This window comes from Arthrobacter sp. B10-11, from assembly GCF_033142195.1.
In the GTDB taxonomy this organism is placed as follows: Bacteria; Actinomycetota; Actinomycetes; order Actinomycetales; family Micrococcaceae; genus Arthrobacter; species Arthrobacter oryzae_C.
On sequence record NZ_JAWMTH010000002.1, the window covers coordinates 855,797 to 870,228 of the forward strand.

Below are 14,432 nucleotides of genomic sequence, written 5' to 3' on the forward strand. Positions count from 1 at the left end.
TCTCATCCGTGCGAGAGGGTTGGCGCTTTTCCGGCAGGACGTGAGAGAGGGTTGGCGCTTTTCCGGCAGGACGTGAGAGAGGGTTGGCGAAAATGCTGCCGCTCAGATAATCAGCAACTTTGATCAAATGATCATTTTCGCTTAGCATTTGAACATGAGGACTGACGAGCGGCACCGGTTGATCGGTGAGCTGCTGCGGAGCCGCGAAGAGGTGACGGTCGACGAGCTGATGGCGGAATGCGGAGCATCCGGAGCCACCATCCGCCGTGACCTGGACACCCTGGCCGTCCAAGGCGTCCTACGCCGCGTGCACGGCGGAGCCAAAAGCCTGCTGCTCCGTGGCGAGAATCCCGGGTACGGGCAGCGGGAGCTGGAAGAGCAGGACGCCAAGGTGCGGATCGCCGCCGGCGTGGCGGGCCTGCTGCAGGACCGGGAACACGTCTGGCTGGACAGCGGCACGACAGCCACGGAGATCGCCCGCCAGCTGCGTCAACGCGAGCTGACGCTCATGCCCATGTCGCTGCCCGCCCTCAACGCGTTGACTGCCGAAGGCCCGGCCGGGCGCCGCCCCGCCGTGCTTGTGCCGGGCGGAAGCCTGATCCCCGGCGAGCTGTGCTTCCGGGGTCCGCTGGCCGAGGCCAACATCCGCTCCCTCCGCTTCGACACCGCGGTGGTGACACCCTGCGCAGTCAACCTCAAAGACGGGCTGCTGGCGCACGACCTTGACGATGCCGCCGTGAAACGCGCGGGGCTCGAATCGGCCGGCCGGGTCATCGCCGCCTGTGCAGGCTCCAAATGGAACGCCGCCGCCGTGGCGCTGGTGGCTACTCTGGACACGGTGGACGTCATCGTCACGGACAGGGCCTTCAGTCCGCAGGAACTCGAACAACTTGGAAAACACTCAGTGAAAGTAGTCAACGTATGAGCGTCGCCGTCTCCACCCAGAAGCTGAACGCCGCGGCCGCCGCCACGTTCCTGGTCTTCGGGATCAACGGACTCGTATTTGCCAGCTGGGCGGCCCGAATCCCTGCCGTCACCGAAATCCTGAACGTGACCTCCGGACAGATGGGCACGCTGCTTCTGTGCACCGCAGTCGGTTCCCTGATTGCCCTTCCCACGGCAGGGTGGGTGGTAGGACGGATCGGAACCGCCAATGCCGTCCGCGCCAGCGGGCTTTTGGCCGCCCTGGCCGGGGTGGGGATCGCCTTCTCGCTGCTGGCCGAGTCTGTGCCCGGGACTGCGGTGGCGCTGTTCTTTTTTGGCATCGGCGTCGGACTGTGGGACGTGTCCCAGAACATCGAAGGGGCCGACGTCGAGCACCGGCTTAAGCGCACCATCATGCCGCAGTTCCACGCGGCTTTCAGCGGCGGCGCATTTGTGGGCGCCCTGATCGGCGCCGGCCTCTCCGGACTGGGCGTAGGACTGCCGGCCCACCTGTTGGTCATTGCGGCAGTCGTGGCAGTGCTCACCATGGTGGCTCCCCGGTACTTCCTTCCGCACGCCGCCGCCGAGGTCCACCCCGGCGGGGAAGGCGCGGCGCCAAAGGGCGAGTCCGCCTGGCGGGACAGCCGCACGCTGCTGATTGGTGTTGTGGTCCTTGGTGCCACCTTGACCGAAGGTGCCGGCAACGACTGGATCGCCAAAGCTTCCGTGGACGGCCTGGGCACCAGCGAATCCACCGGCGCACTGATGTTCGCCGTCTTTGTCCTGGCCATGACGGCAATGCGGTTCTGCGGCGGTTTCGTGATTGACAAGTACGGCCGCGTTGCCGTGCTGCGCGCCAGCATGGCCGCGGCCGCCGCAGGCCTCGGCCTTTTTGTCCTCGCCGGCAACGTCTGGCTGGCCACGGCGGGAGCCGCCCTGTGGGGCATCGGCGCGGCGCTGGCTTTCCCGATGGGCATGTCCGCCGCTGCGGACGACCCTAAGAAGGCCGCGGCGCGGGTTTCGGTGGTGTCCACGCTGGGCTACATCTCCTTCCTGGCAGGCCCGCCACTGCTCGGATACCTGGGCGACCTCACAGGCATCCACCTGGCCCTCCTTGCCATCATGGTGCCCATCCTGGTGGCGCTCGTGCTCGCCGGAGCGGCGAAGCCGCTGCCAGGGGCACCGCTCCGCAACGAGTAGCATCTGGCACGCACCACCCCTGCTGTGCACCGCTGGCATCGGCGCCGGGCGGCGGTAGGGTGGGGAAATGCGAAGGATGCTGAGGAAAGGCCCTGGCCTGGTGGCGGGGCTGGACCGGACCTTACTCAAAGCCGTCTCCGGCCTGCCCGGCGGAAACCATGACGTCCTGTTCCGCCGGCTCTCCGCGGCTGCGAACCACGGAAAACTGTGGTTCGCTGTGGCGGGCGGGCTGGCCCTCATCCCCGGCAAGCCCCGGCGCGCTGCACTCCACGGGCTGATTGCCCAGGGTGTGGCCTCGGCAGTCACCAACGTGGTGTTCAAAACCCTGCTTCCGCGGGCACGGCCGCTGCCCGAGCATCTGCCCGTGTTCCGGTTCGTGAATCCGCAGCCCACCAGCTCCTCGATGCCGTCCGGCCATTCCGCGTCCGCGGCCGCCTTTGCCGTGGGCGTCGGGCTGATCCAGCCTGCGATCGGCGCCGCCCTGGCCCCGCTCGCCGCCGGCGTTGCCTACTCCCGCGTTCATACCGGGGCCCACTGGCCGTCGGATGTGCTGTTCGGTTCAGCCATCGGGGCCGGCGCCGCCATGATCACCCGCAAATGGTGGCCCGTCCGGCCGCCCTTCCCGCCGACCACGCGCACGGCCACCCGCGCCGCAAAGCTGCCCGGGGGCGAAGGACTCAGCATCGCCGTCAACACCTTGGGCGGATCATATGCGCCTGAGACCATCAAGGCGCTGCAGGATGTATTCCCATTAGCGCATATACAGGAGATCGACGAAGACGGGGACGTTGCCGCCGAGATCAGGGCGGTTGCCGGGCGTCCCGGTGCTGCCGCGCTCGGGGTGTGGGGCGGCGACGGAACGGTGGGAACGGCCGCGGCCGTCGCCGTCGAACTTTCCCTCCCCCTGCTCGTGCTTCCCGGCGGAACGCTGAACCACTTTGCCCGCGACGCCGGAACCTCCAGCCTTGAGGATGCCGTGGAGGCTGCTTCGGCCGGGGCGGCGGCCCAGGCGGACGTGGGGCATGTGCTCGTTGAGCGCGGCCTTCCCGAAAGTCCCGAAAAACTGGAACGGATCATGCTCAACACGGCAAGCATCGGCCTGTATCCAAACCTGGTCCGCCGGCGGGAACAGCTGCAGCCGGCCCTTGGGAAACCGCTCGCCGGGGTGGCCGCAATGTTCCGGACCTTCGCGGCCGGCAGACCCACCACCATGGCTGTGAACGGCGTCCGCCACAAGCTGTGGATCCTGTACGTGGGCCGGGGCCGCTACTACCCCCGCGACCATGCACCGCTGGTGCGCCCGGTGATGGACGACGGCGTCCTGGACCTCCGGATGATCACAGCCGATGAGTCCTTCGCGAGACTCCGGCTGCTCTGGTCCGTGCTGACCGGCACGGTGGCCACGTCCAGGATCACGCATCTGACGGAATCGACCACCGTAACCGTGGAAGCAGCAGGGCCGCCCATGGCACTTGCCGTGGACGGTGAAGCTTTGTCGGGGGTACGCCGCGTCGAATTCTCGGTGCTGCCTGGAGCACTGACCTACTACACCCCGCAGCCGTCGCCGGCTTCCTGAGGGGCAGCTGCGGTCATCCCTTGGGACTACCCTGATTCCACCCTGAATCATCCCTGAGACCGGCGAAATGCGTACCCGGCGTCTGTAGCGTGGGTGGTACGAACGGATCTGCGGCGTGCAGAAGCCGTCACCGCATCCACAGCTACGCAAAGGAACGCTTCCATGATTGAAGCAAGAGGCCTGTCCAAGGTCTACGGCGACAAAACCGCCGTGGGCGGAGTGGATTTCACGGTTCAGGCGGGCCGGGTCACCGGTTTCCTGGGCCCCAACGGAGCCGGCAAATCCACCACGATGAGAATGATCATGGGACTGGACGCCCCGACGTCGGGCTCGGTCACCGTGAACGGAGTTCCGTTCACCAAGCACGCGGCGCCGTTGCGTGAGGTGGGCGCCCTCCTGGACGCGAAGGCCGTCCACACCGGCCGTTCAGCCTACAACCACCTCCTGGCCATGGCCGCCACACACAGCATCCCCAAGAAGCGCGTCAACGAGGTCATCGAAATGACCGGATTGTCAGACGTCGCGAAGAAGAAGGTCAAGGGCTTTTCGCTCGGCATGGGCCAGCGGCTGGGAATTGCCGCGGCACTGCTGGGCGACCCGCAGACCGTCATCCTGGACGAGCCGGTGAACGGGCTGGATCCGGAGGGCGTGGTGTGGGTCCGCAACCTGGTGAAGTACCTGGCCTCGGAGGGTCGCACTGTCTTCCTGTCCAGCCACCTCATGAGCGAAATGGCCGTGACAGCAGACCACCTGATCGTGATCGGCCGCGGAAAAATCATCGCGGACGCCCCGATCAAGGACATCATCACCGGCAACGGCGCGGTCCGCACCCGTGTCCGCACCGACCAGCCGGACCAGCTCATGCGTTTCCTTGCCGGAACCGGAGTTTCGGTGGAAGCCCAGGAGCACGAACTGCTGGAGGTCAGGGGCCTGGACCCGCGGCAGATCGCCCGTACCGCCCTGGAAAACCACATCATGATCTACGAACTCACCCCGCTCCAGGCCAGCCTCGAAGAGGCGTACATGGAACTGACCAAGGATGAGGTCGAATACCACTCGCTGATCACCACGGGAGCCCCCGTTCCCACCCAGACCGGAGGCAAGTAAGCCATGAGCTCAACAACTTTGGAACCCAACCCTTCCGGCCGCAGGGCGCAGGGCGGCGCGGCACCCCGGGCCGGCGGTCCCTCCGGAGAGGCCGTCAGCTCGGGTGGCAGCCCGGCTTCGCCCGGCCCCGGCCCCAGTTTCCTGCGCGTTCTGCACTCGGAATTCATCAAGTTCCGCACCCTGCTGTCCACCCTGATCCTGCTCGCTTCCACCATGCTGGTGATGGTGGGCTTCGGTGCGCTGGCGGCCTGGTCCACCGGACAGTTCCGCGAGGAGATGGCCTCCGATCCTGAAGCCGCAGCCCAGATGGCTGCCCAGGGCGGTGACATCGCCGTCAGCGCTCCAACGTCCGGCATTGCCTTCGCCCAGCTGATCCTCGGGTCCCTGGGCGTGCTGCTGATGAGCTCCGAGTTCACCACAGGCATGGCGCGTTCCACGTTCGCGGCCGTACCCAAGAGGATTCCGGCCTTCGTGGCGAAGCTCCTCGTGGTGGTGGTGGTGTCCTTCGTCCTCACCGGCGTGTCAACGCTGCTGGCCGGCCTGGTGTCCGTCCCGATCCTGGACAACTACGGCCTCAGCCTGGACCTGGCCAGTTCCCAGTCCGTCAAACTGCTGGTGGTCAACAGCCTGTATGTGGCGGCGGTGGCCTCCATCGGTATGTCCCTGGGCAGCATCATCCGCAACTCTGCAGGCGGGATCATGAGCCTGGTGGGCCTGTTCTTCGTGGCGCCGATCGCCTTCCAGCTGATCCCCGGCGACTTCTTCGAGGAAGCCCGCAAGTACCTCCCCGGCAACACCGTGACCCCGCTGACCGCCGTCGAACATGTGGAAGGGACCCTTGAGGCATGGCAGGCGGCGCTCGTACTTGGCGCATGGGTGGCGGTTCCGGCTGTGCTGGCCATGGTCCTGCTGAAGAAGCGGGACATTTGAGCGGCCGGATCGCCGTCTAGGCTCAACACATGCATGACGAACCACCGGCAAAGGACGTGTCAGCCCTGACTCAGGTTGATGCGTCCTTTGCCGAACTCGCCGACCGGCGGCGCGGACGGCTCCGCCGGTACCTCCACCGGCACCCCCGGGTCATGGATGCGGTGGTGGTGCTGTGCTACCTGCTCCTGGTCACTCCCACCGCCGTGGATGCCGTGCTCGACGGCGACTGGGCTGCGGTCGCGCTGCTCGCCGCTGTCGCCGCGGCGCTCGTCTTCCGCCGGTCCCACCCGGTGACCGTTGTTGCCGCCGTGGCTGTCCTGGAAGTGGGCATTACTTTTCTGCACCCCTGGGGCTCCAACGTCTCCGCCGGCCTGTGGTTTGCCCTCTATGCCCTTGCGGTGCAGCGGTCCCGCAGGTTCGCCATCACTGCGCTGGCGTTGGCCAACACCCCGCTGTCCCTGTTGTACTTCCTGACCCTGGTGGGTCCGCTGGAACGCGCTCTTCCCAACGGAGGTCCCGCCGCACCGGAGAATTCCCAGCTGGTCTTCGGAATCGTTGCCGGCATCACCATCACGCTGTCCAACATCATCGCCGCCGGAATCGGCATCTCCGTCCGGCAGCGGCGGGAACACGAACGGGAAATCGCCGCCTGGGCCGCGCGGACCGCGGAGCTGGGTTCGGTCACTGAACGCAACCGGATCGCCAGGGAGATGCACGACGTCGTTGCCCACTCCCTCACGGTGATGCTCACCTTGTCCGACGGCGCCGCGGTGGTGGTCAGGAAGAGTCCTGACCGCGCCGCGGAGGTCCTGGGCGAGCTTTCCCGGACCGGACGAACGGCGTTGGCGGACATGCGCCGGGTGCTGGGCGTCCTCCGCGACGAATCACCGGCGGGCCTGGCGCCGCGCCAGCCCCTGAGCGCGGGAAACAGCCTAGCCAAGCTTCTTGAGGGCTTCCGCACGGCGGGGTTGCCGCTGCACTACTCACACACCGGGCCAGCCTTGCCCGAGGACGCAGCCTTCCAGCTGACCGTCTACCGGATCGTGCAGGAGTCGCTCACGAACGTGCTCCGCTACGGCCGGGCGCTGGGCCGGGTGGACGTGAGCATGGTCCGCACTGACGGCATGGTCACCATTGAAGTGCTCGACGACGGCAAGGGCACCGTGGGTAGCGGGCCGGAGGCAGCTTCCGCCGGGATGCGGCCGGCGGGTTCCGGACAGGGCCTGACCGGTATGCGCGAACGTGCGGGGATTTACGGCGGTACGGTGGAGGCCGGACGCACTGCCGGTGGCGGATGGCGCGTCAGCGCGGTACTGAATTGGAATGGGGACCAAGGAAAATCATGAACGGCAATGCACCGATCAACGTCCTGCTGGTGGATGACCAGCCGCTGTTACGGATGGGCTTCCGGCTGATCCTCGAGGGCGAGGACGACCTTCGTATTGTGGGCGAGGCCTCGGACGGGGCGGACGCAATCCGGCAGGTCCGGGAGGTGAACCCCGACGTGGTGCTGATGGATGTCCGGATGCCGGTCCTGGATGGAATTGAGGCAACCCGGGCCGTGACGTCGTCAGGGTCCCGCGCCAAGGTGATCATCCTGACCACCTTCGACCTCGATGAATACGCCTTTGCCGGGCTGCAGGCAGGAGCTTCGGCATTCTTGCTCAAGGACGTGGCGCCGGCTGAGTTGGTGAGTGCCGTGCGCGTGGTGGCAAGCGGGGATGCCGTAGTGGCACCCCGCGTCACGCGACGCCTGCTGGAAGCGTATGTCCGCGGGAACCACCCGGCGGCTGTGTCCGGACAGCGAACGGGTGCCTCCACGCCGGGAACAGGCCGGGGCCGGCACCCGCATGGCGAGGAACAGCAGAGGGACCCCTTGCTGGAGGCGCTGACGCCGCGCGAAACGGAAATGTTGGAAGCCATGGCCGAAGGATTGTCCAACGCCGAGATCGCCCACCGGTTCTTCCTCTCCGAGGCGACCGTCAAAACGCACGTGCGCCGGATCCTGGCCAAGCTGCATCTCCGGGACAGGGTGCAGGCTGTGGTCTACGCCTACGAAACGGGACTGGTGGTCCCCAGCAATCCGGACTACTAGCTACCCGGAGGTAGATTTCAAACACATTTCAAAGTTGCACTGAAAATAACTTTCGTTGCCTCGGGATATCATCCATTGTGGGAAGCTCCTTTTCCGTCAGCGTCAAAATGTTCGAGTGCACAAGATCCGCGTCCCGCCATCCGGTCTAGGGTGAAAAAGAAATGTGGCCTGACACACGGCAATCCGTGTCCGTCCAGGGCCCACACCCCCAACGAAGGACGGCGCTTCCATGCACGCTGACCAACAGCTCTCCAAGTCCCTGAAACCCAGGCACCTTTCCATGATCGCCATTGCCGGGGTCATCGGCGCCGGCCTCTTTGTGGGATCAGGCGCCGCCATCCAGCAGGCCGGCCCCGGCATCCTGCTCGCCTACATGGCCGCAGGCATCGTGGTGATCCTGGTGATGCGGATGCTCGGCGAAATGGCTGCAGCCAACCCGGAAACCGGATCCTTCTCCACATACGCGGACAAAGCCCTGGGACGCTGGGCCGGATTCAGCATCGGCTGGCTCTACGCCTGGTTCTGGATCATCGTCCTGGGAATCGAAGCGACCGCGGGTGCTGCCATCATGCACCGCTGGGTTCCGGGCATCGACCAGTGGATCTGGGCCCTGATCCTCATGGTGCTGCTGACGCTCACCAACCTCGGCTCCGTGAAGTCGTACGGAGAATTCGAGTTCTGGTTCGCCTCCATCAAGGTGGCTGCCATTGTGTTGTTCCTGCTCTTCGGCGCTGCCGCCATCCTGGGCCTGATTCCGGGCGTTCCGGCACCCGGGCTGGACAACCTGGTCAACAACGGCGGGTTCCTGCCGAACGGCCCGGGCGCGGTCCTGGCCGGCATCCTTGTGGTGGTCTTCTCCTTCTTCGGCGCCGAAATCGCCACCATCGCGGCAGGCGAATCCGAGAACCCGGTGGACGCCGTGAAGAAGGCCGTAAAGTCCACGGTCTGGCGCATCCTGGTGTTCTACATCGGCTCCATCGCCATTGTGGTCACCCTGCTGCCGTGGAACTCCGCCTCCGTGGCCAAGAGCCCCTACGTTGCCGTGATCGAACTCTTCGGCATTCCGGGCGCGGGCACCATCATGGACATTGTGGTGCTGACATCGGTGCTGTCCTGCCTGAACTCGGGACTGTATACGGCCAGCCGCATGCTGTTTTCACTCTCCCGCCGCGGGGACGCGCCACGGGCGTGGACGAAGATCTCCAAGCGCGGCGTACCTGCCGCTGCCGTACTGGCCTCCACCGTGGTCGGCTTCATCACCGTGGGCCTGAACTACATTGCGCCGGACACCGTGTTCCTGTTCCTGGTGAACACCTCGGGGGCCATTGCGCTGTTCGTCTGGCTGGTCATCGCTGCCTCGCAGTTGATCCTCCGCCGGCGCATGGGTGCCGCCGCCAAGGAGCTTGCCCTCAAGATGTGGCTTTTCCCCTACTTGACCTGGGTGGCCATCGTCAGCATCGTTGCGCTGATTATCGGCATGGTGATCCTTGAGTCCACCCGCGAGTCCCTGTTCCTCTCGCTGGCGCTGGCCGCGGTCGTGGTGGGGATCGGCGTCTGGCGCTACCGCAAGGGTGCCAGTGCCGGACCGGCTGCGGAAGAAATCACGGCGGAAGAAGCCCCGGTGGGCGCCGGCCCGGCGTCGTAAATTCGGGGTTGGCGCAGCAGGAGCGGGCGCTGCCCGGCGGAACCGGAGTCCGGCCACCCTTAGTCGAGGGGGCCGGACTCCGCGCTTTCCGCCCCGGCCGAAGAACTGAGGACCCGGGTGCGGATGAAGCTGACGTCGGCAGCGCTGAGCTGGATCGTGCCGTGCTGGTCGCGGACCACCGGCTCATCAGCAACCCGGGCAACGATCGTGGAAATGGTCCTTGGCAGCACCACGCAGCCGGGATTGTCCATGAGCCATCGGCGGGTGGCGGGATCAAGCCGGTGCCACTGTGATTTCAGTTCCATGAGCCGAGCCGTTCCATGTGTTTAGTTACCTCTTTCCCGGTTGCCCGGCTGTTGTGCTGTTGGTGCTGGAGCCGCAGCTAATCGCGGCTGATGGGGAGCCGCTTCTCCGCAGCAGCCGTGCCGGGTACTCCCGGCAGCGGCGTCCTCACTTCCAAAACGCCGTCCCTGAAAGTCACCTTGATGTCCGCGTCGGTAACCCCCTCCGGCAACGGGAGGTTGCGGGCGAACGGGCGGTACCGCGCCCCGGAATGAAGGCCGGTTCCATTGCCCTCGGCGTGGCCGCCGGAGTCGTTGCGCCCCGCCCGGATGTGCAGCACGCCCCCCGCCACGAAGACCTCGATGTCCCTGTCCGGGTCCGCTCCCGGCAGCTGGGCCCGGACCACAAGTGCCTCAGCGTCGACGTACTCGTCGACGCTGACCTCCTCGACAAGGACGGGGGCTGGCCTGCCGGCGGGCTCAAAGGGCCGCCCGTTTGTGCCGGCGAGCTGCGATGGGTTCCTGCCCGCCCCCTCGTGGGCAGACGGCCATTGCGCCGATTCGAACGGGGACCATTTCAACGCACCGGACATGGGTCTCTCCTGGGTGTCTCTTGGCAAGGCGGTTTGCTGGCTAGCGGTGGCGGCAGGGGTGGGGAGTGGCAAGCAGTTCATTAGCAGGACCGCACCGCTGCGGCCCTGGCTGAATCTCCAGTAGATACCTATCTCCGGAACGTGCAACAGGGCCCAAAGTCCCCGGATGGCCGGGTCATTCACGGGACTTGGCAGGTGGCACAGCACGCTCACAGGAAAGGCCTATGCGCGGCATAGCCACTCGGGGTTCCATGGGTCCATGACTACTTCACCGCAGCCGCCGCATGAACCCCACCCCGACCACGACCGCGGCCTCGAATTCGACCTCTCCACTTTGATGAGCCGGCGTTCCCTGGGCCTGTTCTTCGGCGCCGGCACGGCGGCAGCGGCTCTCGCAGCCTGCACCCCGGGCGGCTCCACCTCGGGAGCAGCCAGCAGTTCCGCCGCGGCAACAACATCCGCGAGCAGTGCGGCGACCCCCTCAGGGTCAGCGTCCGCTACGCCCTCGGCGTCGCCCACGCTGACCCGCGCCATCGCGGAATGCGGGGTGGAAATTCCGCAGGAAACAGCGGGCCCCTATCCGGGCGACGGTTCCAACGGCCCAAACGTCCTGGAGGCCTCGGGCGTGGTCCGGCAGGACATTACGGCCAGCTTCGGAACCTCCATCACCAGGGCCGAAGGGGTCCCGCTGACGGTCACCCTGACTCTCCTGGACAATGCCAACGGCTGCAAACCCCTGGCCGGAGCCGCCGTCTACGCCTGGCACTGCGACCGCGACGGCAAGTACTCGATGTACGACGCCGGCCTCGAAAACGAGAACTTCCTCCGCGGCGTCCAGGAGGCGGATGCCAACGGGCAGGTCACCTTCACCACTATCTTTCCGGGGGCATACAACGGCCGCTGGCCGCACATCCATTTCGAGGTCTTCGAGTCCATGAGCAATGCCACGGCGGCCGGCCAGGTCCTGGCGGTGTCCCAGATCGCTCTCACGGAGGCAACCTGCAACGTGGTCTACGCCACGGCAGGCTACGAATCCAGCGCCCGCAACTTTCCCAACACCACCCTCACTTCGGACAACGTCTTCGGCGACGACGGCGGTATCCACCAGCTGGCTACCATGTCCGGCTCCGTAGCCGGCGGCTACACGGCAGGACTCAACGTCACGGTGTAGGCACAGAACGTCAGGGACGGGCGCCTCGACGCGGCCCGCTGTCGCGCGGCTAGACTCGGAGCCATGCCTTCCCACACCACTGCCGCAGACCACATCCAGGACCTCGGCGCGTACGTTAACGCGTCGCCGTCGAGCTTCCACGCGGTGCATGAAGCCGCGAGGCGGCTGGACGAGGCAGGCTTCACGGGCCTGGACGAACTGGCGGCCTGGCCGGCCGGCGCGGCCACGGGTTCCGGGACGGCAGGACGGTTCTACGTGGTCCGCGACGGTGCCCTGATCGCCTGGGTGACGCCGGAGACGGCCGGCCCCACTACGGGATTCAACGTCCTGGGAGCACACACCGACTCGCCGTCCTTCAAGCTCAAGCCCAAGCCCACCACGGGGAAGTTCGGATGGCTCCAGGCAGGCGTGGAGGTTTATGGCGGCCCGCTCCTCAACTCCTGGCTGGACCGGGAACTTCAGCTGGCCGGCCGGCTGGTGATGCTTGACGGGACACAGTGGCTGACCTCCACCGGCCCGCTGCTGCGGTTCCCGCAACTTGCGATCCACCTGGACCGGGCGGTTAACGAGGGCCTGGCGCTGGACAAACAGCAGCACATGAATCCCGTTTTCGGGCTCGGCGACCCGGCAGGCGTGGACCTCCTTGCGCTGCTGGCCGAACGGGCCAGCGCAGCGGCCCCCGGCTCCCCGCCGGTGGATCCGGCACGGATCGGCGGATACGACGTCGTTGTGGCGGATACGCAGCCGGGCGCGGTGTTCGGGGCCAAGGGTGAGTTTTTTGCCTCCGGGCGGTTGGACAACCTGTCCGCCACCCATGCCGGCCTGGCCGCCCTCATCGCACACGGAGAGGCCGGGGAACAGGCGGACGGTGCGCCGATTGCGGTGCTAGCGGCCTTCGATCATGAGGAAATTGGCTCCAACTCGCGTTCCGGCGCCTGCGGACCCCTCCTTGAGGACGTCCTGGTGCGCATTTCTGACGGCCTTGGTGCGTCGGCGAGCCAGCGGCGCCAGGCCCTCGCGGCGTCCTTCTGTGTCTCCGCCGACGCCGGCCACGCAGTGCACCCCAATTACGCCGAGCGCCACGACCCCGTCAACCGGCCGGTCCTCAATGGCGGCCCGCTGCTCAAGATCAACGCCAACCAGCGGTACGCGACCGATGCGCCGGGCGCCGCCTTCTGGGCGCGGTTGTGCGCCGAGGCGGAGGTTCCTTACCAGGAGTTCGTCTCCAACAACGTGATGCCGTGCGGGTCCACCATCGGGCCGCTGACGGCAACGCGCCTGGGCATCAGGACCGTGGACGTGGGCGTGCCGCTGCTGTCCATGCACTCCGCCCGTGAACTGTGCGGCGTGGAAGACCCGTTCCGGCTGTCCCGTGTGACCGGGTTGTTCTTCCGGACGGCGGCATAGCCCGGGAAATCGGAATGTCGGTGCCTGGCAAGAGTCAGCGGCCGCCCGTCACCTGACACAGGGCCCCGTCACCTGAGACAGGACGCTGCGGCTCCGTCGATCCGGTAAAGATGGACGGCGTTGCCGTCGGCAAAGTGGTCGGTGAAGGCACCCTTGGTCATGGACACGGTGCGGTTTTCATCCAGGACGGTCACGGCGGCGTCCGTGCCCGCCAGGCAGTTCAGCCGGAACAGTGCATCCTGCTGCCCTGCCTGCGCCGATCCGGCAAGGACATACAGCGAGCCGCCATGGACTTTCACAGCCGCGTCCACACCGTCGCCGTGGGCCAGGGCGTTGTCCAGGAACGGCGCGTTGAGCACGGGTGCCAGCCGGGCTATCTGCCCGTTCACCTCAGTCACCCACGGCCTGACCGCCTCTCCGCAGGGGTCCCTCAGGACATGCTGGGACAGGCAGTCGCCGCCGAAGTTGTGGTTGAAGTACACAACCCCCCTGGCACCGTGGATGAGGCTGCTCCACACGGCAGCGCGGATCTGCGGTCCGGAGATGGTGGGGGCATTAGGGTCCGTGAAGGGATGGCCCACTTCCACGAATGCCCAGACGGGTTTGCTCATGGCCGGCTGCACCAGGGAACGCACGCGGTCGACAGTCCAGCCGTAGTTGGCGGCCAGCCTGCATTTCTCAGGTGCCAGCCCGGTTCCGGCCGCGAATACGCCGCCGCCCTCTGAAGGGCCGCAAATGTAGGGGTCGGTGAACCAGTAGTTATCCGCGGACACCACGTCCTGGAATTCATTGACGAAGACGGCGGCCTGCTCATTGGTTTCCCAGAAGGTCACGCCTTTGCCGTAATTGCCATAGACCAGCGCTCCCGCGGGAACGCTCTTGCGGGCTTCGCGCTGGACCGTATAGCCGCAGCGTTCGGTCTCCGGGGCGCAAATCGGACCCATTCCCGGCCAGTTACCGGTCCAGGCGGCATTTCCGGGACCGGCCCACATGTCCGGTTCGTCTGCGATGACCCATCCTGCGGCAGACGATACTGCAACGCTGGTCAGGGCGCGCATGCCTTGGTTGGTGGCGTGCGTGATGTCGGAAGTGCTGGTCAGGTCAACGTAGAGATTGAGCCCGGCCTGACGGTCTTTCGGCGCGTCGGTGGGTTCCATGAGGCTTTCCAGCCAGACTCCGACGGGGAAGTACGAGGGATCGGAGGGCAGCGAATTGGGAAACTTCGCGAAGTAGTCCGGGCCGCCGTCAACCTGTCGCAGCTGCGCGGGGCCGGGAGCGTCCGCGGCCAGGGCCGGGGCGGCCGAGGACTGCGCCTGATCCCAAACCAAGGACGGACCTGAGGCAAGCAATGCGGATGCAATGAGGACGCCGAGGCCAATTCGTTCGGCCTTAACCGTCCTCCGATGAGTGTTTTTGCCCATGGCCTACCCCTAACGTCGCCGAGGTGAGACCGGTACTTGTGACATGGTCCTCTTCGGGCTCCGATGGGTCAAGGACCGCGGC

13 protein-coding genes are annotated in these 14,432 nt (G+C 66.4%); 10 read left to right on the plus strand and 3 right to left on the minus strand.

Annotation, left to right across the window (positions count from 1 at the left end):
* Window positions 1–154 precede the first annotated feature (154 nt).
* The 8 genes from RW112_RS09620 (at window position 155) to RW112_RS09655 (ending at window position 9,477) form a co-directional block, all read left to right on the plus strand.
* The gene (locus RW112_RS09620; RefSeq protein WP_317781522.1) at window positions 155–925 is read left to right on the plus strand and encodes a DeoR/GlpR family DNA-binding transcription regulator; all 771 of its coding nucleotides are present in this window, start codon (window positions 155–157) and stop codon (window positions 923–925) included.
* Entirely contained in the window at window positions 922–2,124 is a 1,203-nt protein-coding gene (locus RW112_RS09625) for an MFS transporter (protein ID WP_317781524.1), read from the plus strand. The genes RW112_RS09620 and RW112_RS09625 overlap by 4 nt, the downstream gene beginning before the upstream one ends.
* A 67-nt stretch (window positions 2,125–2,191) precedes the next feature.
* A complete protein-coding gene (locus RW112_RS09630; protein ID WP_317781526.1) occupies window positions 2,192–3,700 on the plus strand; it encodes a bifunctional phosphatase PAP2/diacylglycerol kinase family protein in 1,509 nt (502 codons plus the stop codon).
* Between the two features lie 162 nt (window positions 3,701–3,862).
* Window positions 3,863–4,807, plus strand: coding sequence for an ABC transporter ATP-binding protein (locus tag RW112_RS09635; protein WP_305942891.1), 945 nt, complete (start codon window positions 3,863–3,865; stop codon window positions 4,805–4,807).
* Window positions 4,808–4,810: 3 nt separating this feature from the next.
* On the plus strand, window positions 4,811–5,737 hold the full coding sequence (locus RW112_RS09640; protein WP_317781527.1) for an ABC transporter permease: 927 nt from the start codon (window positions 4,811–4,813) through the stop codon (window positions 5,735–5,737).
* Between the two features lie 29 nt (window positions 5,738–5,766).
* On the plus strand, window positions 5,767–7,083 hold the full coding sequence (locus RW112_RS09645) for a sensor histidine kinase (protein ID WP_317781528.1): 1,317 nt from the start codon (window positions 5,767–5,769) through the stop codon (window positions 7,081–7,083).
* Window positions 7,080–7,832, plus strand: coding sequence for a response regulator transcription factor (locus RW112_RS09650; RefSeq protein ID WP_317781529.1), 753 nt, complete (start codon window positions 7,080–7,082; stop codon window positions 7,830–7,832). The genes RW112_RS09645 and RW112_RS09650 overlap by 4 nt, the downstream gene beginning before the upstream one ends.
* Window positions 7,833–8,061: 229 nt before the next feature.
* Window positions 8,062–9,477 carry an amino acid permease gene (locus RW112_RS09655; protein ID WP_317781530.1) on the plus strand — a complete coding sequence of 472 codons (1,416 nt, stop codon included), beginning with the start codon at window positions 8,062–8,064 and terminating at the stop codon, window positions 9,475–9,477.
* Window positions 9,478–9,536: 59 nt separating this feature from the next.
* On the opposite strand, the gene RW112_RS09660 is transcribed toward RW112_RS09655, so the two are convergent.
* Together RW112_RS09660 and RW112_RS09665 are read right to left on the minus strand one after the other, a co-directional pair.
* The gene (locus RW112_RS09660; RefSeq protein WP_317781531.1) at window positions 9,537–9,782 is read right to left on the minus strand and encodes a hypothetical protein; all 246 of its coding nucleotides are present in this window, start codon (window positions 9,780–9,782) and stop codon (window positions 9,537–9,539) included.
* A 77-nt stretch (window positions 9,783–9,859) separates the two neighbouring features.
* Window positions 9,860–10,351: an Hsp20/alpha crystallin family protein gene (locus RW112_RS09665; protein ID WP_317781532.1), complete on the minus strand. Its 492-nt coding sequence runs from the start codon at window positions 10,349–10,351 to the stop codon at window positions 9,860–9,862.
* 259 nt (window positions 10,352–10,610) lie between these two features.
* Between RW112_RS09665 and RW112_RS09670 the strand changes: the two genes are divergently transcribed.
* Together RW112_RS09670 and RW112_RS09675 are read left to right on the plus strand one after the other, a co-directional pair.
* On the plus strand, window positions 10,611–11,522 hold the full coding sequence (locus RW112_RS09670) for an intradiol ring-cleavage dioxygenase (RefSeq protein ID WP_317781533.1): 912 nt from the start codon (window positions 10,611–10,613) through the stop codon (window positions 11,520–11,522).
* A gap of 63 nt (window positions 11,523–11,585) precedes the next feature.
* The gene (locus tag RW112_RS09675; RefSeq protein ID WP_317781534.1) at window positions 11,586–12,929 is read left to right on the plus strand and encodes a M18 family aminopeptidase; all 1,344 of its coding nucleotides are present in this window, start codon (window positions 11,586–11,588) and stop codon (window positions 12,927–12,929) included.
* A gap of 68 nt (window positions 12,930–12,997) precedes the next feature.
* Here RW112_RS09675 and RW112_RS09680 read toward each other — a convergent pair whose 3' ends face one another.
* Complete coding sequence (locus tag RW112_RS09680) at window positions 12,998–14,257, minus strand: hypothetical protein (RefSeq protein ID WP_317781535.1); 1,260 nt, start codon at window positions 14,255–14,257, stop codon at window positions 12,998–13,000.
* Window positions 14,258–14,432 lie beyond the last annotated feature (175 nt).